Genomic DNA, 19,972 nt, shown 5'->3' on the forward strand with positions numbered 1-19,972 from the left:
TGTACGGGGGGTGGACGGTCTGCCGGCGAATATCCATACACTGCTCACGGAACAGGTCCCGAGTTCTGGCGCCAGTACACCACCGGCCTTCCTCGCGTCCGCACGCCCAGCACCGTCCGCAGAGGAGCCCCCTCGGTGACCAAGCAAGGCCTCACCGTCACCCTTCCCGCCGAGGGGTCGGAGCACCCCGTTCTGCGCGTCGCGGGGGACCTCGACTTCCACACCTCCCCCCGCTTGCGCGAGGCACTGGAGTCGGTGACGTTCGCGGCGGGCGGCGGCGTCGTCCTCGACCTGTCGGGGCTGGCCTATTGCGACTCCACGGGCGTCACCGTGCTCGTCGCCGGCTACCGCCGCGCCCAGGCGGCGGAGAGCCGGATCCTGTTCGCGGGACTGAACCCCGACCTCCTCCAGATGTTCCGGATCCTCGGACTCGATCAGGCCTTCTCGTTCTATCCCGACCCAGACGAGGCCGTCGAGGCGCTGCGCCGTCCCTGACGCGGCCGACACCCACCGAAGGCACCGGCGCCACCGGAGGCGTCGGCTCGCGGCGCCTCATCACGCTGAGTAACGACCCAGGGTCGTCGCGCCTATGCGATACCGGCCACATAGTTGCCGGATGGCAAATATTCGTACTGGCCGGTACTGTGCAGCTCGTCCCCTGTTGGACCAGTTGATGCAGTGATGGGAGCGCGCCTGGTGAAGGGTGGTTCGGTGGAACACGTGGCAGGACTACTGCGGTCGGAGCGGGAGGGCGTGCTCGAGCGGTGGGTCCGGGTGGCCACGGAGGGTGTCCGAGGCCGGATCACCGAGCGCGAGCTGCGCACGGAGCTGACCGAGCTCTACGGGCTCGTCGAGGCGGCCGTCGCCGACGGGGACGGGTCGGGCGGCGGCGAGCTGCAGGCCGCCCTGGCCGAGATGTCGCGCAACCGGGCCCGGCAGGGCTTCAGCCCGGCGGAGACCGCGATCAGCGTCTTCTCCCTCAAGCAGGCCGTGCACGAGCACGTCGAGGCCGCCGGCGACACCGCCGCCTACGGCGAGTTCATCAGGTTCTCCTCGTTCATCGACGACCTCGGGCTCCTGACCTTCGAGACCTACGCCGCCACGCGCGAGCAGGTGATCGCCGACCAGGCCGAGCAGCTGCTGGAGCTGTCCACGCCGGTGGTGAAGCTGTGGGACGGCATCCTCGGCGTCCCCCTGGTCGGGACCCTGGACTCCGCCCGCACCCAGGTGGTGATGGAGACGCTGCTGCAGATGCTGGTCGACACCGGCTCGCAGTACGCCGTCATCGACATCACCGGGGTGCCCGCGGTGGACACCGAGGTCGCGCAGCACCTGCTGAAGACGGTGATGGCGGCGCGGCTGATGGGCACCCACTGCGTGGTGTCGGGCATCCGCCCGCAGATCGCGCAGACGATCGTCGCCCTCGGCATCGAGTTCGGCGACATCGTCACCAAGGCCACGCTCGCCGACGCGCTGGAGTACGCGCTGGACCGCAAGGGCATCCGCGTCGTCGGCGGGGAGAGCGCCTGATGGAGCGGGTGCCGATTCTCAAGATCGGTGCGGTCCTGCTGGTGTCCATCCAGGTGGACCTGCAGGACCAGACGGTGCTCGCGCTGCAGGAGGACCTCGCCGAGCGCATCGTCGCGACCCGGGCGCGCGGAGTGATCATCGACATCACCGCGGTGGACATCGTCGACTCCTTCATCGGCCGGATGTTCGCCACCATCGCCGCGATGTCGCGGCTGATGGACGCCGAGACGGTCGTGGTGGGCATGCGCCCCGCCGTGGCGATCACGCTCGTCGAGCTGGGGCTGTCCCTGGGCGGCATCCGCACCGCCCTGGACCTGGAGCAGGGCATGCGGCTGCTGGGCGCGCCGCTGCCGGCCATCGGCGCCGGCGCCCTGGACGGCCGGTGACGACCTCCGGGGAGGAGGCGCCGCTGCGCTCCAACGACGACGTGGTGCGGGTGCGGCAACTGGTGCGCGTCGCGGCCTCCGCGGCGGGCATGTCCCTGGTCGACCAGACGAAGATCGTCACCGCGGCGAGCGAGCTGGCCCGCAACACCCTCGTCTACGGCGGGGGCGGTGCGGTGAGCATCGAGCAGGTCGCGAGCCCGGGCGGGCGGGCCGGCATCCGGATCACGTTCCGCGACGAGGGGCCGGGCATCCCCGACGTGGACCTGGCCCTCACCGACGGCTGGACGAGCGGGAGCGGGCTCGGGCTGGGGCTGTCCGGCGCGCGCAAGCTCGCCGACGAGTTCGAGCTGGACACCGAGGCGGGCCGGGGTACGACCGTCACGGTGGTCAAGTGGGCGCGTTGACCGGCGGGGGCCGGGAGGGCGGCGCCGCGGCGGGCGACGTGCTGTGGATGCGGGTCGAGGAGCGCAGCGCCGCCGCGGGCGCGCGGCGCCGGGCGACCGTGCTCGCCGAACGGCTCGGCTTCACCGGCGAGCGGCTCGGCCAGGTCCAGCTGGCCGCGACCGAGATGGCCACCAACCTGATCAAACACGCCCGCGAGGGCGAGATGATGGCGCGGATCGCCCGGAACGGGGCGTCCGCCGAGCTCGAACTGCTCAGCGTGGACAGGGGCCCGGGCATGGCCGACGTGCCCGGTTCGCGGGTGGACGGCTACTCCACCAGCGGCACGCTGGGCCTCGGGCTCGGAGCGATCGAGAGGCTCGCCGATCGCAGCGGGCTGCATTCGGTGCCGGGCCACGGCACGGTCCTGTTCGCCCGCTTCCACCAGCCCGGTGAGGATGCCGCACCGGAACCGGTGTTCTGCGGGCTGACCAGGCCGATCGACGGCGAGCAGGAGTGCGGGGACGCCTACGCCGTCCGAGCCGAGGCGGGGGTGGTCTACGCCATGCTCTGCGACGGCCTGGGGCACGGGCCGCTGGCGGCGCGGGCCTCGCGGGAAGCGGTCGAAGCGGTGCGGAGGATGGCGCTGCCGGCGCGGCCGGCGGAGATCCTGCGGCACGTCCACCGGAGCCTCTCCTCGACCCGCGGCGGCGCGGTCGCCGTCGCGGCCGTGGACCCGGCGGCCCGGCAGGTGCGTTTCGCGGGGCTCGGCAACGTCGCCGCGTGGACGGTCGGCGCCGGCCGCCGGCACGGCATGATCTCCGTGCCGGGCATCGCCGGGGCGCAGGCCAGGACGTTCCGCGAGCACGTCTACGACCTGCCCGCCGGGGCGGCCGTGGTGCTGCACTCCGACGGGCTCACCGACCGGTGGGACGCCGCCCTGCAGCCCGATCCGTCCGGCCACGACCCGCTGCTGGTCGCCGGGGCCCTGATGCGCGACGCCGGGGTCCGCCGCGACGACCGGTGCGTCCTCGCGGTCGTCCCGCGGGACGGCCGGTGACCCCGGTGATCGTCGACCTGCTCCGCGTCGAGATCGCGGACGAGGAGGGCGTGTTCGCCGTCCGCCGGGCGGGCCGGCGGGTGGCCGGCGCCGTCGGGCTGGACCCGCAGGACCAGGTCCGGGTGGCCACCGCGCTCAGCGAGGTCGGCCGGGACCTGTTCGCGCACGCCGGGCGGGTGCTGGTCGTGTTCCTGCTCGACCAGGGGACGCGGCCCGGCCTGCTGGTCGAGCTGAGCCTCCGGCCCCGGCCCGGCGCGGACCGCTTCACCCCGGGGACAGCGGCCGCCGCCCGCCTGGTGGACCGGGTGGAGCAGGAGGACGGCGCCGACCGCCTGCTGGTCAGGATCCGCAAGGACCTGCCCGCGCCCTCGGCGCCGGCCTCCGAGGCCGCCGTGGCGGACCTGCGCGAGCAACTGGTGCGCCTGGCGCCGGTCTCGGTCCTGGACGAGCTGCGCACGCAGAACGCCGAGCTCGTCCAGGCACTGGAGGAGGTGCGGTCGCAGCGCGAGGAACTGCGCGCGCTGAACGCCGAGCTGGAAGAGACCAACCGCGGCGTGATGGCGCTGTACAACGAGCTATCGGAGGAGCTGGAGAAGACCAACCGGGGGGTCGTCGCGCTGTACGCCGAGCTGGAGGAGAAGTCCGACCAGCTCCGCGAGGCCGGAGAGGCCAAGAACCGGTTCTGGGCCACCGTCAGCCACGAGCTGCGCACCCCCGTGAACGGCATCATCGGCCTGGCCCGGCTCCTGCTGGACCCGGCCGCAGACCCGCTGACCGAAGAGCAGCGGCACCAGATCTCCCTGATCGCCGACACCAGCGACATCCTCGTCGCCCTGGTCGACGAGCTGCTGGACATGGCCAAGGCGGAGCGCGGGAAGCTCGAACCGCAGCCCGCCCCCGTGCGCGTCCCGGGCGTCCTCGCGCGGCTGCGGGAGCTGCTGGCGCCGATGGCCGAGGAGGCCGCGCTCACGCTGACCGTGGACGACCGGCTCGCCCCGCCCGTCCTGGTCACCGACGAGGTGATGCTGACCCGGATCCTGCGCAACCTGCTGGCCAACGCGCTGACCTTCACCGCCGAGGGCGAAGTCCGCCTCACCGTCGACGCCGCGCCCGCCCACGTGGAGTTCAGCGTGACCGACACCGGCATCGGGATCGCCCCTCAGGACCAGGAGCGGGTCTTCGAGGAGTTCTACCAGGTCCCGGGCAACCGCCGGGGCGGGACGGGGCTGGGGCTGCCGTACGCGCGCAAGCTCGCCCGGCTCCTCGGCGGCGAGCTGCGGCTGGAGAGCACGCCGGGGCGGGGCACCACGGTGACGCTGCGGCTGCCCCCGCACCGGTCCCTGCGGGAACTGGCGCTCGGCCGCGTCCTGATCGTCGACGGCGAGGAGGCCGCCCGCCGGGTCCTGCGCGGACTCGTCGAGGACGCGGCCGCGCGGGTCGGCGAGGCCGCCGACGTCCGGTCCGCCTCCGCCGCGGTCGCCTCCGCTCCCCCAGACCTGGTCCTGCTGGACGCCCGCCTCTGCGGCGCCGGGGACGTCCCGCCGCTGGACGGGCTGCCGGACGGCACCGCCGTGGTCCTGCTCACCTCGATCGACACGGCGAACGTGCCGGGAGCCCGTCCGGAACGGGCCGACGCGGAACTCGGCAAGGACCGCCTCGGCCCCGAGATGCTGGCCGACGCCGTGCTGCGGGCGCGGGCGCGGAGGGCGCGCGTCAGGGAGGACGCCCATGACCGCTGACCACTGCACCACCCTGGTCGTCGACGACATCGACACCAAGCGCTACATCATCGGCAGCTGGCTGCGGCGCGCCGGGCACACCGTGGTGGAGGCGTCGACGGCCGCGCAGACCTGGGAGCGGCTCGCCGCGCACCAGGTGGACCTGGTGATCCTGGACGTCCGCCTGCCGGACATGAGCGGGATCGAGGTCTGCGAGCGGATCAAGGCGGCGCCGCGGACCGCGTCGCTGCCCGTCATCCACATCTCGGCGTCGGCGGTCGACGTCACCGACCGCACCCACGGCCTGCGGCAGGGGGCGGACGCCTACATGGTCGACCCGATCGACCCAGGCGAGTTCATCGCCACCGTCGACGCCGTGCTCCGCTACTCCCGGGCGCGCCGGAAGGCCGAGCGGACGGCCGAGCGGCTCGCGGCGTTCACCAGGACGTCCCTGGCCATCAACGCGGCGGAGAGCTTCGACGGGCTCGCGGAGGTGGCGGCGTGCGGCGCCTTCGAGGTCTTCGGAACGCCGACGGCGGTGTTCATCATGCCTCCGCACCGGCGGCCCCGGCGGACCGTGTGCCTCGACGGCGACCCCTGGCACCGGGACTTCCCCGCCGGCCTGTTCGACCGGCTCGCGCGGCGCACCGGGCTCCGGGAGGGCACGGGGACGGAGGTCGTGCGGATCCCCGCGGCCGACTGGCGGGCGGCGCTTCCCGACACCGCCGCCGAAGGCGACGTCGTGGTGGTGATGTCGCTGGTGAAGACGGGCCGCCCGCCGATCTGCATCGCGCTCCAGGCGCCGGACGCGATGGACGAGGACGACACCAACCTGCTCCGCCAGCTCGGGCAGACGCTCGCCCTGGCGATGGAGGCGATGCGGTCCTACAGCGAGGAGCACCTCATCTCGCTGACCCTGCAGCGGAGCCTGCTGCCCGAGACCCACCCCGTCATCCCGGGCTGGACGTTCGCGGTCCGCTACGAGCCGGCCAGCGACCAGGCCGAGGTCGGCGGCGACTTCTACGAGGTGCTGGAGCAGGGCGACCATGTGCTCGTCGCCATCGGCGACGTCCAGGGGCACTCGCTGCACGCGGCCACCGTGATGGCCGAGATCCGCCACGCGCTGCGCGCCTTCGCCGACGAGGGCCACGACGCCATCACCATCCTCGGGCTCCTCAGCCGGGTCCTGCAGCGGTACCACGACAACGAGACCGCGACGATGTGCCTGATGACGCTCGATCCCCGCACGGGCGCCCTGCATGTGGCCAACGCGGGGCACCTGGCACCGCTCTACATCGACGAGGACGGGGCCCGGTACGGCAAGGGAGGCGGCATCCTGCTCGGTTTCCCCGTCGAGAGCGTCGGGAGCGAGGAGGTCGTGGTGCCGCCGGGGGGCACCGTCGTCCTCATCACCGACGGCCTCATCGAGGACCGCGGCATCTCGCTGTCCGACAACCTCGAACGGCTCGCCTCCGTCGCGGCCGACGTGGACGACGACCTCGAGGAGTTCAGCGACCGGGTGATCTCCGAGTTCGGTCCCCGCGAGGATGACGTCGCCTTCATCGCCCTGCGCCGGGCGCGCTGACCGGGCGGGTCACCCGCTCTCGTGCCCGGGGTCCATGGCGGGCAGGGAGCGGAAGGTGAGCGGCGCGGTCTCCGCCCCGGCCTGCACGTCCACGGGGTCGAGCAGGAAGCCGACGTGATCGCCGAGTTCGGTGCGCTCCAGGACGCGGCCGACCAGGTGGCGGCGGGCGGCGGTGAGCAGGGGGACGCCTTCGGGCCCGGGCCGCCACGAGCAGCGGGCGAACTTGTCGACCTCGTCGCCCGTCCGCTCTCCGAACAGGGCCGCCAGGTCCTGCTGCTCCTCGTCGAGGACGTGCACGGCCAGCACCGTCGCCTCCCGGGCCACCCGGTACGTGCGGTTGCGGCGGGAAATGCACACCAGGAACCGGAAGGGTTCGATGCTGGTCTGCGTGGCGAACCCGACCAGGCAGCCCGCACGCGCGCCCGTGCCGGGATCGACGGTGGTCACCACGAACATCGGGTAGTCGAACCCTGCGACGAACTCATCGGCGTCCACCGCACAAGCCTATGTCCGGGTCCGAACGCGCATGACGCGAAGACTGCCGCCACCGACAACGGTGTGATGGGCGAGGCGTTCGCCGTGCAGCGTCAGGGGGCCGACGACCGGGTGGTGCAGCCGGTACGAACGGGACCGGACCTGCGCCGCCGAATGTTCCGCCGCCCGGCTCAGCCGGACGGGTGGCGGCCGCGCCATTGGTCGGTGGTGACGCCGGACAGGATCACGGCCACGACGTCTTCGGCGAGGTCGGGCGTGACGGGCAGATGCCCGAAGAGGACCCGGTAGTAGGTCGTCGAGGCGAGCATGTCCAGCAGGAGATCGATGTCGATGTCCGGCCGCAGGTCGCCACGGTCGATGCCGCGGCGGAGCGCGGCGGCGGTGGTCGCCCGGCGCGGGTGGAAGAAGAGCTCGAAGAAGTGCCGTTCGAGCGCGGGGTCGCCCGCGAGGTCGGCGACGAGCGCGGGCAGCGCCCTGCGGCCGAGGGCGGTGGTGAAGGCCTCGCTGAGCGTGCTGATCCCGGCGACGAGATCGCAATGGGTGCAGCCGGTGTCCGGCGTGGGCGCGGTGCCGACGGTGGTGGCCAGGGCGTCGACGACGAGGTGCTGGCGGGAACGCCAGCGGCGGCGGATGGCGGGCTTCGTGGTGCCGGCGCGCGCCGCGGCCGCCTCCATCGTCAGGCCGCTGTATCCGGCCTCGTTGAGGATCTCGACGACCGCGCGCCGGACCGCGTCGTCGATGCGGGCGTCGCGAGGGCGCCCGCCGGCGGCGGGGGCGGGCGGGCCTGCGGACCGGCTTGTCGGGGTGGCCATGAGGGCAGTATAAGGGTTACGTTCCGTTCCGGAACGAAACGTAACCTGGAGGCTGCCATGGTCCGCCCCGCCGACGATCCGTCCACCGGATCCCCCGATCACCACGTCCACGAGGACGAGAGCGCGCCCGCGCCGCCGCTCAACGCGGTCCGCGCCCGCGAGAGCGTGTTCGGCGGCGCCCATCGCGCGCTGACGCTGGGCGTCCTGCTGTCGGTCGGGCTCGTGGCCTTGGAGTCCCTCGGAGTGGCCACCGTGCTGCCTGGCATCGCCGAGGACCTCGACGGCCTGGGCTCCTACGGCTGGGGCCTGTCGGCCCTCATGCTGGCCAACGTCATCGGCACCGTCGTCGCCGGGCGGGACGCCGACCGGCGCGGACCGCTGCGTCCGATGGCCTGGGGCATGCTGACGCTGGCGGCGGGTTGCGCGGTGGCCGGAGCCGCGCCCACGTGGCCGGCGTTCCTGGCCGGCCGCTTCTGCCAGGGGCTCGGCGTGGGCGCGGTGATGGCGATGGCCTACACCGTGATCGGGCTGGCCTACCCCGAGCACCTGCGAGCCCGGATGTACGCCCTGCTCTCGTCGGCGTGGACCATCCCCTCGCTGGTCGGCCCGGCCACCACCGGCACCCTCGCCGAACGGACCACATGGCGGTCGGTGTTCCTGCTCATCACGCCGATCATCGCGATCGCCGCCGCCCTCACCCTGCCCCCGTTGCGCGCACTGCGACGGTCCGGCGGCGCCGAGACCACCAGCGCCGCGCTGCCCTGGTGGAAGCGCCCGCTGGGCAGTGCGGTGCTGCTCACCGCGGGGACCGGCGTCCTGCTGGAGGCACTGCTGCTGACCGACGCCGTCGCCCTGGTCGTCCTGGCCGCCGTCGGCGTCCTCACCACGGTCCCCGCGCTGCGCTGGGCGACGCCGCCGGGCACGCTGAGCGCCCGTCGCGGCCTCGGGGCCGGCGTCGCCGTCCGCGCCCTGCTGTGCGGGGCCTACTTCGGCACCGAGGCGTTCCTTCCGCTCGGCCTCCAGGAGTCGCGGGGCATGAGCGCCACCGTGTCCGGCCTCGGCCTCTCGGCCGGGGCGATCACCTGGGTGGCCGGTTCGGCGCTGCAGGCGAGAAGGGACGCCGGCGGCGCCGGGCGCGCCGCCGCCACCGCGGCCGGCTTCGCCGTCCTGGCCGCCGGGGTCGCCCTGATCGCGGTGACGACCCTGTCCAGTGCGCTGCCGTCATGGACGGCGCTGCTGGGATGGTCGATCGGCGGCCTGGGAATGGGCGTCGGATTCAACGCCTCCACCACCCAGACGCTGCAGCAGGCTCCCGCGGAACGGCAGGGCGAGGCGAGCGGCGCGCTCCAGCTCGCCCAGACCTTCGCCACGGCCGTGGTCGCCGGGCTGGGCGGAGCGGCCATCGCCTTCGGGAAGGACCACGACTCCTCGATGCGGACCACGCTGCTCGGCGTCTTCGCCCTGACCGGACTGCTCGCCGTGGGCGGGATGCTTCTCGCCCATCGCCTGCGTCCCGGGACCGCCGATCGTCCGGCCTGACTCCCCCGTCAGAAGCGCTTGCCTTCCTCGCGGGCGCGGGCGTGGGCCTCGCGGCGTCCCGTCTCGGCGTCGGCGGTCGCGAGGTTGGGACGGAACTGCACGGTGGCGATGTCCGTGATCCCGGCCCAGCGCAGCCAGCCCTCGAAGAACGTGCTCTGGAAGTCGGCGCCGAAGCCCAGTCCGCGGCCGTCGCCGTAGACGGCGCTCGTGTAGACGACGGCCGCCTTCTTGTCCCGCAGAAGGCCGGTGTAGCCGTGCTGGGCGTCGAAGCCGAACACCCAGCCGGGCTGGGAGACCACGTCGATGAACTGCTTGAGGATGTACGGCACGCCGGAGTTCCACATGGGGACGCTGAACAAGTAGCGGTCGTAGGAGTCGAAGCGCTCGAAGACGGCGCGGGCGGCCGCCCAGGCGCGCTCCTGGGCGCCGGACGGGTCGGCGCCTCCGAAGACGGTCATCTTGGCCCCGGCTCCGGCGGGGCCGAACTCCGGGAGCGTGCCGTCCCAGAGGTCGTGGTGGTCGACGGTGTCGCCGGGGTGGGTCTCCCGGTAGGCGTCGAGGAACGTGGTGGCGAGCGCCAGCGACTCGGAGGACGTTCCGCGCGGCGAGGCGGAGACGTGCAGCAAACGGCTCATGACCTGATCCCTCCAGTAAGCGGACCGCAGTCCGAATCTCTCCGGGGAGATTAGCGGACCACGGTCCACTTAGCAAGGAAGGGCGGCTCGCCTTGACGGGTCGCGGAAGCGGGGCGCTACCGGCCGCGCCGATCGGCGCAGGTCGTCACGCCGTGAAGAAACCGATGAGGGCGTCGGCGATCCGGCCGGGGGCGCTCTCCGTGGGGATGTGGTCCGCCCCCGGTATCCGCACGAGCGTGGTCCGCGGCACCTCACCGGCGAACTTCTCGGCGTACTCCACCCTTTCGAAGCCGTCGTCCTCGCCCCAGATCAGCAGCTTGGGCGTCATGGACCGCCGCAGAGCGGGGACGAGGTCGAGGGTGTAGCGGCTGTCGGCCGCGCCCGCCATGGCCAGCCAGGAGCGGCGGACCCGCGGGTCGGTCCACGGATCCACGTAGTCGGCGATCAGGTCCTCGGTCGCGGCGCCGGCCAGCGCCGCCGCCACGGCCCGCCGCCGGGCGGCGAGGAGTTCTTCACCGGTGGTCGCCGCGGCGACCTCCGGGTCCCGGAACCTCGCCACGTGGGGCGCCGGCCAGGAGTCGTAGAGGACCGAGTTCACCAGGGCCAGCCGGGACACCTCCACCAGATCGTGGACGAGGAGGTGCTGGGCGACGGCGCCGCCGATGTCATGGCCCGCCACGGCGATCGGCCCGGACAGGCCCAGCGCGGACGCGAATCGCCCCACCCACCCCGCCAGAGCCGGGATCGTCGTGGTCTCCGGGGTCAACTCGCCTCCCGAGCGCCCCAGCCCGGGGAGGTCCACCGCGAGGGGCCGCAGCCCCGCCTTCGCGAGCCGGCCCACCACCGGAAGCCAGACCCGGCTCCAGTACGTCCCGTGCAGCAGCAACACCGGCGGACCGTCCCGCTCGGCGGTCAGGTAGCTGGCGGATTCCCCGTCGACCTGGACCGCGGTCCTCAGCACGTCCGTTCCAGTCGTCTCGCTCATGCGACCACTGTGCTCCGGCCCGGCCCCCGCGACCGAGAGTCCAAAAAGACATCCATGGGTAGATTCGTGCCATGGACCGTCATCGGGTCGTGGCCCTGCTCCATCCGCCCCAATCGCCCTTCGAACTCGCCTGCGCCACCGAGGTCTTCGGCAACGCCCACCTGGACGTGCCGGCCCGCTACGACTTCCGGATCTGCGCCGAGCGCCCCGGCCCCCTGCGGACGACCGCCGGCTACGCCATGCTCGTCGACGCGGGACTGGCGGCCCTGCGGGAGGCGGACACCGTGATCGTCCCCGGCTGGCAGCCGGCCGCCGAACCGGCGCCGCCGGCCGTGACCGAGGCGCTGCGGACCGCCCACCAGCGCGGGGCGAGGATCGTCGCCATCTGCACGGGCGCGTTCGTCCTCGCCCAGGCCGGACTCCTCGACGGCCGCCGCGCCACCACCCACTGGCGCCACACCGCCCGGCTCGCCGCCGCCTTCCCCGGCGTGCGCGTGGACCCGGACGTGCTCTACGTGGACGACGGCGACGTGGCGACCAGCGCGGGAACCGGCGCGGGCATCGACCTGTGCCTGCACCTCGTGCGTTCCGACCACGGCGCGGCGTACGCCGCCCAGATCGCCCGGAACATGGTGCTGCCGCCGCACCGCGAGGGCAGCCAGCTCCAGTACGCCGCACAGCCCGTCCCCGCCAAGGCGGACGCGTCGCTGGCGCCACTGCTGGAGTGGGCCGCCTCCCGGCTCGACACCCGGCTGACCGTCGCCCGGCTCGCCGAACGCGCCGGACTGTCGAGCCGGACACTCGCCCGGCAGTTCACCGAACAGCTCGGCACCAGCCCAGGGCAGTGGCTGCTCGGCCGCCGCCTCGACGCGGCACGAGTGCTCCTCGAACGGACCGACCTTCCCGTGGAGGCCGTCGCCACCCGGGTCGGCCTCGCCTCGGCGGTCAATCTGCGCCGCCACTTCCGGGCGCACCTCGGCACCACACCCGGCTCCTACCGGAGGACCTTCAGCGAAACCCGTTGACGGCCGCAGAGCCGACGCCGCACCCGCGAGCGGCGACGGACGCCTTTCGACGATTCGCGGACCGCGCCTGCCTCTCATCCGGAATGATGTCCTCGTGCCTGGATCTCTGACGGTCGCCGTAGCCCAGCCCGCGTGTGACGAGCTGGATGTCGTCCATAACGCCAGCCGCCAGGCCGGGGTGGTGCGGCGCGCGGGCGCGCGTCTGGTGGTCTTCCCGGAGCTGTCGCTGACCGGTTACGACCTTGCGGCTCCCGCCGTGGCCGCGGACGACGCGCGGCTGGATCCGATCCGGGCCGCGTGCGACAGCGCCGACGCGGTCGCCCTGGTGGGCGCTCCGGTGCGGGAAGACGATGGGCGTGAGTACATCGCGACGCTGGCCGTCACGGGCGAGAGCACGACGGTGGCATATCGGAAGATGCACCTTCACGGCGAGGAGGTCCGCCGGTTCAGTCCCGGCGAGAAGCCGGAGGTCCTGGAGATCGACGGATGGCGGCTGGGCCTGGCCGTCTGCCGGGACGCGGCGGTGCCGCAGCACGCGGCCGACACCGCGGCGTTGAGCATCGACGCTTACGTGGCCAGCACCCTGTACGGGGCAGGGCGGGAACGGGCGGCCCGCCGCGACGAGCACATGCGGGATCGGGCCGCCGCACACGGCGTCTGGGTCGTCCTGTCCACCGCTGCGGGAGCGAGCGGCGAGTACCGCGAGACGTCCGGCGGCTCCGGCGTCTGGGCGCCGGACGGGAACGTGCTCGTCCAGGCCGGCGCGGAGCCCGACGCCGTGGTGACGGCGACGCTCCGCTGACCCGGAACGGCGGCCGGGTCGACGGCCGGAACGGCGGCCGGGGCGCCGGCCGGTTCAGGCGCTGGTAAGGGATCGGGTGGAGGCCTGGAGGATGTCGCCCAGGGCCGCTCGGGCCTGGGCGAGGTCGGCGATGCGGGAGTCCAGCTCGGCCATCTGGGTTCTGAGGTGGTCGAGAACGCAGGCCTGCACCTCGGTGCCGTCGCCCGCGAAGCAGGGCATGATCTCCCGGATGACCCGGGTGGGGAGCCCGGCGGCGAGCAGGGCGCGGATGCGGGCGACCGCCGCGGGGGCCTCGGGGCCGTAATGGCGGTGGCCGCCCGGGCTGCGGTGCGAGGTGAGCAGGGCTTGGGCCTCGTAGTAGCGCAGGAGGCGGACGGACACGCCCGTCCGGCGGGACAGCTCCCCGATCTTCATGTGACCCACCCCATAGGCACGCGGCTTGAACCTCACATCGATGTCACATCCTACGTTGATCGCATGACGACGACTTCGGCCACCTCAGCGCCCGTTTCGCTCTACGGATTCCTGACCCCCAAGCCGGGGCACGCCCACGAACTCAGGAGGCTCCTTCTGGATCTCGTCGAGCCGTCCCGGGGACACGAGGGCAGCCTCCAGTACCACCTGCACGAGCAGGAGGACGGCCGGTTCTTCCTCTACGAAATCTGGCGTTCGCAGGAGGATCTCGACCGGCACAACGCGACGCCGCTGCTGCGGGCCTTCATGAGCGAAGCGCCCGAGCACATGGAAGGGGCACCCGAGGCCTACTTCGGCGCGATGATCAGCCCTTACCCCGGCGGCGCGGCCTGACCAGGGGCGCTGTCGCGCCTGAGCCGAGAACCGGCCCGCCTCGGCGGGCCGGGTCCGGGGCTTGACGGCCGGGTCCGGGGTGACGGTCGGGTCCGGGGTGACGGTCGGGTTCGGGGCTTGACGGTCGGGTTCGGGGCTTGACGGTCGGGTAGGGGCCGCCGAACGGACGCCCGAAACGGCGGTCCGTTCATCGAGCGTTGGGGAACGCGCCTTCGGGCCGCCCCGCGACCGTCCCGGCGCCGAGGAGCGCCGGTGACATCTTTCGGTCGCCGGGCTCACCCCCCGTCGCCCGGCAGCGGACGCATTCGCAGGAGGCCCCGTGCCCGAACGAAACGCCCTCTCCCGTGCCCCATGGCCGGCCCCGCGCCGGCCGCTGCCGATCGCCCTCGCCGCCGCCCTCGCCGCGCTGGTGTGCGCGATCGCGGTGACCGCCACGAGCGCGCGTCGCGAGGCGCACGCCGCCACCGTGCCGACCCCGGACCACGTCGTCGTGGCGATCTTCGAGAACCACTCGTACTCGCAGGTCATCGGCTCTTCGAGCGCGCCGTACCTCACCTCGCTGGCGAACGGCGGTGCCAACCTCACCAACTTCTACGCCGAGACGCACCCGAGCCAACCGAACTACTTCGCGCTGTTCTCCGGCAGCACGCAGGGCACCACGGACGACACCTGCCCGCCGCCCGGATCCCCCTACAGCACGGCGAATCTCGGCGCCGAGGTCCGCACCGCCGGCCGGACCTTCGGCAGCTACAACGAGGGCCTGCCGTCCGAGGGGTCCACGGTGTGCAGCAGCAGCTCGGGCAAGTACGCCCGCAAGCACAACCCGTGGTTCTCCTTCAGCAACCTGCCGGCGTCCACGGGCCACACGTTCACGCAATGGCCCACCGACTACACCACGCTCCCGACGGTGTCGTTCGTCGTGCCGAACCTGTGCGACGACATGCACGACTGCTCGGTCAGCACCGGTGACACGTGGCTGAAGAGCAAGCTCGACGGCTACGCCCAGTGGGCCAAGACCCACAACAGCGTCCTCATCGTCACCTTCGACGAGGACAACGGGCTCGCCGGCAACCGGATCCCGGCGGTCGTGTACGGCGCCCACGTCAAGACCGGCGCGGACGCCACTCAGTACAACCACTACAACCTGCTGCGCACCATCGAGGACATGTACGGCACCACCCACGCCGGGAACGCGGCGTCGGCCTCCCCCATCACCGCGATCTGGCAGTGACGACCACGGCCCCGGGGGGGCGTCGCGCGGCGGGACGCGGGACGGCGCGCGCTGCGGCTCGTGGCGCCTCACCGTCCTCGACCTGCGGGCCATGCGCGAGACCCCGCTGGCCGAGACCAGGAGCGTCGACGACCAGGCCGTCTGGATCGGCGGCACGCAGGTCGCCTACTCGCTGCCCGGCGACTACGGCTCCGACCTGTGGACCGTCCCCGCCGACGGCTCCCGCACCCCCCGCCGATTCCTGACCGCCGCCCTCAATCCCGTCTTCTGACCACGATCACTCGTCAGCTCGCGTCGGTCCTCCCGGGGTCAGGACGGCCGCCACGAGGGCCGCCGCGGCGGCGGCCGCGGAGGCGAGGACGAAGCCGTCGGTGAAACCGGACAGGGTGTCGCCGACGATGCTCGCCGCCGCGACGCTGGAGATCACCGCGGCGCCGATCGAGGCGCCGAACTCGTGGAAGGTGCTGACGATTCCGGAGGCGATGCCGGCTTCGTGCGGAGCCACCTGTCCGAGCGCGGTCGCCGACGCGACGACGAAGACGGCGCCGGTGCCCGCGCCCGCGATCGCGATGCCGGCCACCACGGTCGCGGGATGCATCGACAGGGCGGGCACGGCCATGCCGACGGCGGCGGTGAGCAGGCCGGCCACGCCCATCCGGCGGGCCCCCGCCTTGGCGATCACCCGTCCGGTGAGGTCCGCGCCCAGCATCGTCGCCCCCGCGACCGGGAGGAACAGCAGCCCGGTGAGCAGAGCGCCGTAGTCCCGGCCGTGCTGGAAGTAGAACGTGCCGAGGAAGAAGACCGCGACCATCAGGGCCGTCGCCATCGCGATGAGGAACGTGCCGGTGGCCACCGGCCGCCGCACCAGCAGCACGACGTCCATCATCGGCGACGCGGCGGTCCTCTGCCTGACGGCGAACGCCAGGTAGCCGACGACGGCGACCAGCGCGAACCCGCCGGTCGCGGCGGTGAACCAGCCGTGGTCGCCGGCGCGGTCGATCGCGTAGATCAGCACGCTGGAGGAGGCGGTGACCAGCGCCGCTCCGAGCACGTCGAGCCGGGGCCGGGGCGTCACCGCGGGCTGCCGCGGCAGCATCCAGGCGAGCGCGACGAAGATCGCCAGGCCGATGGGCACGTTGACGAAGAAGACCCACGGCCAGCCGGGACCGGCGGTGAGCAGGCCGCCCAGCAGCACGCCGAGGGCGGCGCCGCCACCGCCGAGCGCCGACCAGACGCCCAGCGCCTTGTTCCGCTCGTCCCCGTCGAACATGCTCACGACGAGCGACAGCGCCGACGGGGACAGCATCGCCGCGCCGACGCCCTGGGCGACGCGGCCGCCCAGCAGCACCCCGGCCGATCCGGCGAGCCCGGTGGTGAGCGACGCCGCCGTGAAGACCAGGAGCCCGGCGAGGACCACCCGCTTGGCCCCGATCAGGTCGGCGGTCCGCCCGCCCAGCGGCATGAGGCCGCCGAACGCGAGGGTGTAGGCGCTGACCGTCCAGGTCACGGCCTGGCGGCTCAGGCCGAGATCGGTCTCGATGTGCGGCAGCGCGATGGCCACGACGGTGACGTCGAGGATCAGCATCAGCTGGGCCACGCCCAGGAATCCGAGGATGCGCCATCGCAGCGGATGAACCGCTGCGACCTGCGCGGACGTGCCCTGGATCTCTTCTGTCATCGAACCCCTCCCCTAACTCGTATGCAGAAGTACGACTTACAACGGGGAGCGTAACATGTATGTTCCAGTACGAGTTAAGATGGCGGGCATGCCTTCCGCCGCCGGACCGCGTCGCCGTGCAGACGCCGAGCGCAGCATCGCCCGCATCGTCGCCGCCGCGCGCGAGATGCTCAGCCGCGATCCGGCCGCCGGGATCGACGACATCGCCAAGGCCGCCGGGGTGGGCCGGATGACGCTCTACGGCCACTTCCGCACCCGGGCCGACCTGGTCGAGGCCGCTCTTGCGGACGCGTTGCGCGCCGGTGACGAGGCGCTGTCCGCCGTCGACCTGACAGGCGACGCGCGGGACGCCCTCAGCCGGCTGCTCGGCTCCAGCTGGACCCTCGTCGCCGAATCCGCCGCCCTGCTGACAGCCGCTCAAGGCGTTCTTCCCGCCGAACGCATCCGCGCGCGGCACGCCGCCCCCGCTCAGCGGATGGAAGAGCTCATCAAGCGAGGCCAGGACGACGGCGTGTTCCGCACCGACCTGCCGATCTCATGGCTGGTCAACGTCATCCACTACGTCCTGCAAGGAGCCGCCGAGGAGAACCGCGCCGGACGCTTGAAAGCCGAGGAGACCGCCCAGGTCGTGACCGCCACCGTGCAGTCGATCCTCGCCCCGTCCACCGCCCGCCCCTGAGCGGTCGGCATCGGGCTGCCTGGAAACGAGGCGTCCCCGTCACCGGGGGGCAGGTGACGGGGACGCGGGCTCGGACGGCAGGCGATCGAGCAAGGCGGTCAGGCGAGGCGGACGCCTCCCGCGAACGGGCGGCCGGCGATCGGGGCGATCTTGACGACGTCGCCGGTCTGCGGGGCGTGGACCATCTTGCCGTTGCCGATGTACATGCCCATGTGGTGCAGGTCGCTGTAGAAGAAGACCAGGTCACCGGGCTTGAGCTGGCTCTGGCTCACATGGGTTCCGGCGCTGTACTGGCTCCCGGTGTAGTGGCCGAGGCTGATGCCGACCTGGGCGTAGGCGTACAGGGTGAGGCCGGAGCAGTCGAAGCCCTTGATGTTGGCGCCCTGCGCGGTGCCGTAGCTCGGCCCGGACGCGGTCCCGCCGCCCCAGGAGTAGGGAACCCCGAGCTGGCTCAGCGCCGCCCGCACCGCCCCCATCGCCTTGGCCGAAGCCCCTCCCGACCCCACGCTCGGGATGGAGCCCGGACGTGAGCCGGTGCTGGAGTAGGTCCCCAGCTGGCGTTCGACCTTCTTGAGCTTGACCTGGAGTTCCCCGCGCTTCTTCTTCGCTTCGTCGGTCAGCCGACGAACCTGGCTCGCGCGCGCTTCGGCGGCCTTGCGCGCGCGCTCGGCGCCCTGCATCGTCTGCAGCAGCTGGACGATGCGCGTGTTGTCCTGACTGGCGAAGTAGTTGAGCGCCGCCGACCGATCCAGCACGGCCTGCGGATCGCCGGCCGAGGCGAAACTGATCGCGGGGTCGACCGGGCCGTTCTTGTAGGTGTCCGCGGCGAGCTTCGCGATCCGGTCGCGCGCCTCGGCCAGCGTCTTCTTCTGGCGGTCGGCGCTCGTCTTGGCGACCGCGGCGGCCTTCTGGGCCTGCCGGAGCCGCTCCCGCAGCCCGTTGTACTGCTCGCTGAGCTTCTCGGCCTCGTCGGCGAGCTTCTTCTGCTGCGCCGTCAGCTCCTTGCGCGTCGGCTTGGGCTTCGCCTCGGCGGGCACCGGCGTCAGGAGCCCGACGGAGAGCACGACCGAGGCCGTCCAAGCCGTGCTCGCGGTGATCCGGCGGCGGGCTGACGTGCTGGTGCCGGCAGCTCGTCGCTGCATGCGCTGTCCTCTCCGGTAACGCCTACCGGTCGTCGGCCGTCCCCGGCGGGGACGCGTCACCGCGACCTCCTACGAAGCGTAGGAGGTCCCGTGCTCCTTCGCCACCCGAGTACCAGATTTCACACGAAGGCCGACAAGTCCCTCAGCAGGTCGTGGACAGCTCCGCGATCGCGACGGCCCCCACCAGGAGCGGCGTGGCCACGGCCGCCGCCGCGAAGGCGCAGGTCGCGAGGCGAACGGACCGGCGCGCCCGGACGGGGGCGGCCGCCTCCAGGCGCAGCACCCGCTCGACCAGCGCGGCCGACCCGGAATCCCCCGCCGCTCCCAGCGCCCCCGCCACCCCGGGGACGGCGGAGAGCCGGCACAACGCGTCGACCAGCGTCCGCCTGCCGTAGGCGCTCGCCGCGGCGTCGTCGGCGGCCATCTCCAGCAGGAGCGGCAGCCTCGACTTCGCGCGCCGGACCGTCGGCAGCCACGGCAGGAGCGCATGGACGACGTCCAGCATGAGCAGCAGTGCGTGGTGCCGCTGGCGCAGGTGGGCGCGCTCATGGGCCAGGACCGCGCCGAGCTCCGCCTCGGTGAGCGTCTCCTGCGCGCCGGTGCTGACCACGATCGCGCGCCGGCGGGCGGGCAGGGAGTACGCCACGGGGACGGGGTGATCGAGCACCAGGACGTCGGCATGCCGGCCGTGCTCCCGGGCGACCAGGCGCAGCAGCTCCCGATGCCGGCGACGGTGGCGCACGGCACGGCCGAGCCGCGGAAGGCCGCTCGCCAGCCGGGAGCAGCAGGCCGTCATCAGCACCAGGGTCGCCGCCGCCGCCATGATGACGGCCAGGGATCCGTGGTGCGGCAGGCAGTCGCGCAGCCACTCCAGGAGACCGTGGCCCGGCCCCGGCGGAGAGATGAGGGCGACCACCACGACGGCCGTGTTCGCGATGAACGTCCCGGCGAGAGCCGCCGCCCAGCAGGCGATGGCGGCCCCTGGGCCGACGGCGGGCCGGCGCAGCCGATCGAGCACCGGCCCGGCGAGGCAGCCCAGCAGCACCGCCGACGCGATCAGGGCGAGCACCGAGAAGAGCATGCGGTCAGGCCCCGTCGCCGGAGGCCCGCCGGCGCAGGACGTCCAGCAGGTGCCGGGCGTCCTCGGGCGGGACGCTCTCGGCGAACCTCGCCAGGATGGCCCCGTGGTCCGGGGCATCGGTGAGCACGTCGAGCATCAACTCGACCGCGTACTCCTCCCGCGGCCTGGTGGGGCTGTAGCGGAAGGCCAGGCCGTCGGGCGTGCGCTGCAGCATCCCCTTCTGCGCCAGCCGTTCGGCCACCGTCTGCACCGTGTTGTAGGCGAGCTTCTTCTCGGCGTTCTCATTCAGCCTCGCCAGCAGCTCGCGGACCCGCAGCGGGCCGGGCGCCGCCCAGAGCACGTCCATGATGGAGCGCTCGAGCGATCCAGCCAATCCGGCCACGCGGCCACCTCCGTCCTCC

Annotated in this window: 23 protein-coding genes; 14 read left to right on the forward strand and 9 right to left on the reverse strand. The window is 73.0% G+C overall.

Annotated features, from left to right (window positions below):
• The first annotated feature begins 135 nt into the window (after positions 1-135).
• The 7 genes from ABT299_RS00565 (at position 136) to ABT299_RS00595 (ending at position 6,660) form a co-directional block, all read left to right on the forward strand.
• Positions 136-495, forward strand: a complete 360-nt coding sequence (locus ABT299_RS00565; RefSeq protein ID WP_190851876.1) for an anti-sigma factor antagonist — start codon at positions 136-138, stop codon at positions 493-495.
• A gap of 225 nt (positions 496-720) precedes the next feature.
• Positions 721-1,530 (forward strand): STAS domain-containing protein, encoded by an 810-nt coding sequence (locus ABT299_RS00570; RefSeq protein WP_347256507.1) that lies wholly within the window; start codon positions 721-723, stop codon positions 1,528-1,530.
• The gene (locus tag ABT299_RS00575; RefSeq protein ID WP_190851872.1) at positions 1,530-1,916 is read left to right on the forward strand and encodes an STAS domain-containing protein; all 387 of its coding nucleotides are present in this window, start codon (positions 1,530-1,532) and stop codon (positions 1,914-1,916) included. The genes ABT299_RS00570 and ABT299_RS00575 overlap by 1 nt, the downstream gene beginning before the upstream one ends.
• Entirely contained in the window at positions 1,913-2,320 is a 408-nt protein-coding gene (locus tag ABT299_RS00580) for an ATP-binding protein (RefSeq protein WP_190851870.1), read from the forward strand. Before ABT299_RS00575 ends, ABT299_RS00580 begins: the two co-directional genes overlap by 4 nt.
• Positions 2,308-3,357 carry an ATP-binding protein gene (locus tag ABT299_RS00585; protein WP_500249272.1) on the forward strand — a complete coding sequence of 350 codons (1,050 nt, stop codon included), beginning with the start codon at positions 2,308-2,310 and terminating at the stop codon, positions 3,355-3,357. The genes ABT299_RS00580 and ABT299_RS00585 overlap by 13 nt, the downstream gene beginning before the upstream one ends.
• Positions 3,354-5,096, forward strand: a complete 1,743-nt coding sequence (locus tag ABT299_RS00590; protein ID WP_500249273.1) for an ATP-binding protein — start codon at positions 3,354-3,356, stop codon at positions 5,094-5,096. Before ABT299_RS00585 ends, ABT299_RS00590 begins: the two co-directional genes overlap by 4 nt.
• A complete protein-coding gene (locus tag ABT299_RS00595; RefSeq protein ID WP_500249274.1) occupies positions 5,086-6,660 on the forward strand; it encodes a SpoIIE family protein phosphatase in 1,575 nt (524 codons plus the stop codon). The genes ABT299_RS00590 and ABT299_RS00595 overlap by 11 nt, the downstream gene beginning before the upstream one ends.
• Positions 6,661-6,669: 9 nt before the next feature.
• Here ABT299_RS00595 and ABT299_RS00600 read toward each other — a convergent pair whose 3' ends face one another.
• A complete protein-coding gene (locus ABT299_RS00600; RefSeq protein WP_500249275.1) occupies positions 6,670-7,155 on the reverse strand; it encodes a flavin reductase family protein in 486 nt (161 codons plus the stop codon).
• Between the two features lie 170 nt (positions 7,156-7,325).
• The gene (locus tag ABT299_RS00605; protein ID WP_500249276.1) at positions 7,326-7,967 is read right to left on the reverse strand and encodes a TetR/AcrR family transcriptional regulator; all 642 of its coding nucleotides are present in this window, start codon (positions 7,965-7,967) and stop codon (positions 7,326-7,328) included.
• Positions 7,968-8,024: 57 nt separating this feature from the next.
• Between ABT299_RS00605 and ABT299_RS00610 the strand changes: the two genes are divergently transcribed.
• Entirely contained in the window at positions 8,025-9,506 is a 1,482-nt protein-coding gene (locus tag ABT299_RS00610; protein ID WP_500249277.1) for an MFS transporter, read from the forward strand.
• 8 nt (positions 9,507-9,514) lie between these two features.
• On the opposite strand, the gene ABT299_RS00615 is transcribed toward ABT299_RS00610, so the two are convergent.
• Both ABT299_RS00615 and ABT299_RS00620 read right to left on the reverse strand, forming a co-directional pair.
• Positions 9,515-10,141 (reverse strand): FMN-dependent NADH-azoreductase, encoded by a 627-nt coding sequence (locus ABT299_RS00615; RefSeq protein WP_500249278.1) that lies wholly within the window; start codon positions 10,139-10,141, stop codon positions 9,515-9,517.
• A 145-nt stretch (positions 10,142-10,286) separates the two neighbouring features.
• Complete coding sequence (locus ABT299_RS00620) at positions 10,287-11,126, reverse strand: alpha/beta fold hydrolase (protein ID WP_500249279.1); 840 nt, start codon at positions 11,124-11,126, stop codon at positions 10,287-10,289.
• A 71-nt stretch (positions 11,127-11,197) separates the two neighbouring features.
• Here ABT299_RS00620 and ABT299_RS00625 point away from each other — a divergent pair, with 71 nt between their 5' ends.
• Together ABT299_RS00625 and ABT299_RS00630 are read left to right on the forward strand one after the other, a co-directional pair.
• Positions 11,198-12,151: a helix-turn-helix domain-containing protein gene (locus ABT299_RS00625; protein WP_500249280.1), complete on the forward strand. Its 954-nt coding sequence runs from the start codon at positions 11,198-11,200 to the stop codon at positions 12,149-12,151.
• Between the two features lie 94 nt (positions 12,152-12,245).
• Positions 12,246-12,953, forward strand: a complete 708-nt coding sequence (locus tag ABT299_RS00630; RefSeq protein WP_500249281.1) for a carbon-nitrogen hydrolase family protein — start codon at positions 12,246-12,248, stop codon at positions 12,951-12,953.
• Between the two features lie 54 nt (positions 12,954-13,007).
• Here the strand turns inward: ABT299_RS00630 and ABT299_RS00635 are convergent, their stop codons facing one another.
• Complete coding sequence (locus tag ABT299_RS00635) at positions 13,008-13,367, reverse strand: MerR family transcriptional regulator (RefSeq protein WP_190851854.1); 360 nt, start codon at positions 13,365-13,367, stop codon at positions 13,008-13,010.
• A 63-nt stretch (positions 13,368-13,430) separates the two neighbouring features.
• Here ABT299_RS00635 and ABT299_RS00640 point away from each other — a divergent pair, with 63 nt between their 5' ends.
• The 3 genes from ABT299_RS00640 (at position 13,431) to ABT299_RS00650 (ending at position 15,262) form a co-directional block, all read left to right on the forward strand.
• Positions 13,431-13,760 carry a putative quinol monooxygenase gene (locus tag ABT299_RS00640; protein WP_500249282.1) on the forward strand — a complete coding sequence of 110 codons (330 nt, stop codon included), beginning with the start codon at positions 13,431-13,433 and terminating at the stop codon, positions 13,758-13,760.
• 319 nt (positions 13,761-14,079) lie between these two features.
• Positions 14,080-14,991: an alkaline phosphatase family protein gene (locus ABT299_RS00645; RefSeq protein ID WP_500249283.1), complete on the forward strand. Its 912-nt coding sequence runs from the start codon at positions 14,080-14,082 to the stop codon at positions 14,989-14,991.
• Between the two features lie 91 nt (positions 14,992-15,082).
• Complete coding sequence (locus ABT299_RS00650; protein ID WP_500249284.1) at positions 15,083-15,262, forward strand: hypothetical protein; 180 nt, start codon at positions 15,083-15,085, stop codon at positions 15,260-15,262.
• A gap of 6 nt (positions 15,263-15,268) precedes the next feature.
• Here ABT299_RS00650 and ABT299_RS00655 read toward each other — a convergent pair whose 3' ends face one another.
• A complete protein-coding gene (locus ABT299_RS00655; RefSeq protein WP_500249285.1) occupies positions 15,269-16,669 on the reverse strand; it encodes an MFS transporter in 1,401 nt (466 codons plus the stop codon).
• An 88-nt stretch (positions 16,670-16,757) separates the two neighbouring features.
• On the opposite strand from ABT299_RS00655, the gene ABT299_RS00660 reads away from it, so the two are divergent.
• A complete protein-coding gene (locus tag ABT299_RS00660) occupies positions 16,758-17,348 on the forward strand; it encodes a TetR/AcrR family transcriptional regulator (RefSeq protein WP_387020250.1) in 591 nt (196 codons plus the stop codon).
• A 98-nt stretch (positions 17,349-17,446) separates the two neighbouring features.
• Here ABT299_RS00660 and ABT299_RS00665 read toward each other — a convergent pair whose 3' ends face one another.
• The 3 genes from ABT299_RS00665 to ABT299_RS00675 form a co-directional block, all read right to left on the reverse strand.
• Positions 17,447-18,490 (reverse strand): NlpC/P60 family protein, encoded by a 1,044-nt coding sequence (locus ABT299_RS00665; RefSeq protein WP_190851847.1) that lies wholly within the window; start codon positions 18,488-18,490, stop codon positions 17,447-17,449.
• Between the two features lie 142 nt (positions 18,491-18,632).
• Positions 18,633-19,571, reverse strand: coding sequence for a M56 family metallopeptidase (locus ABT299_RS00670; RefSeq protein WP_500249286.1), 939 nt, complete (start codon positions 19,569-19,571; stop codon positions 18,633-18,635).
• A gap of 4 nt (positions 19,572-19,575) precedes the next feature.
• A complete protein-coding gene (locus tag ABT299_RS00675) occupies positions 19,576-19,953 on the reverse strand; it encodes a BlaI/MecI/CopY family transcriptional regulator (protein ID WP_500249287.1) in 378 nt (125 codons plus the stop codon).
• Positions 19,954-19,972 lie beyond the last annotated feature (19 nt).

This window comes from Spirillospora sp. NPDC000708, assembly GCF_040299565.1.
Lineage (GTDB): Bacteria > Actinomycetota > Actinomycetes > Streptosporangiales > Streptosporangiaceae > Spirillospora.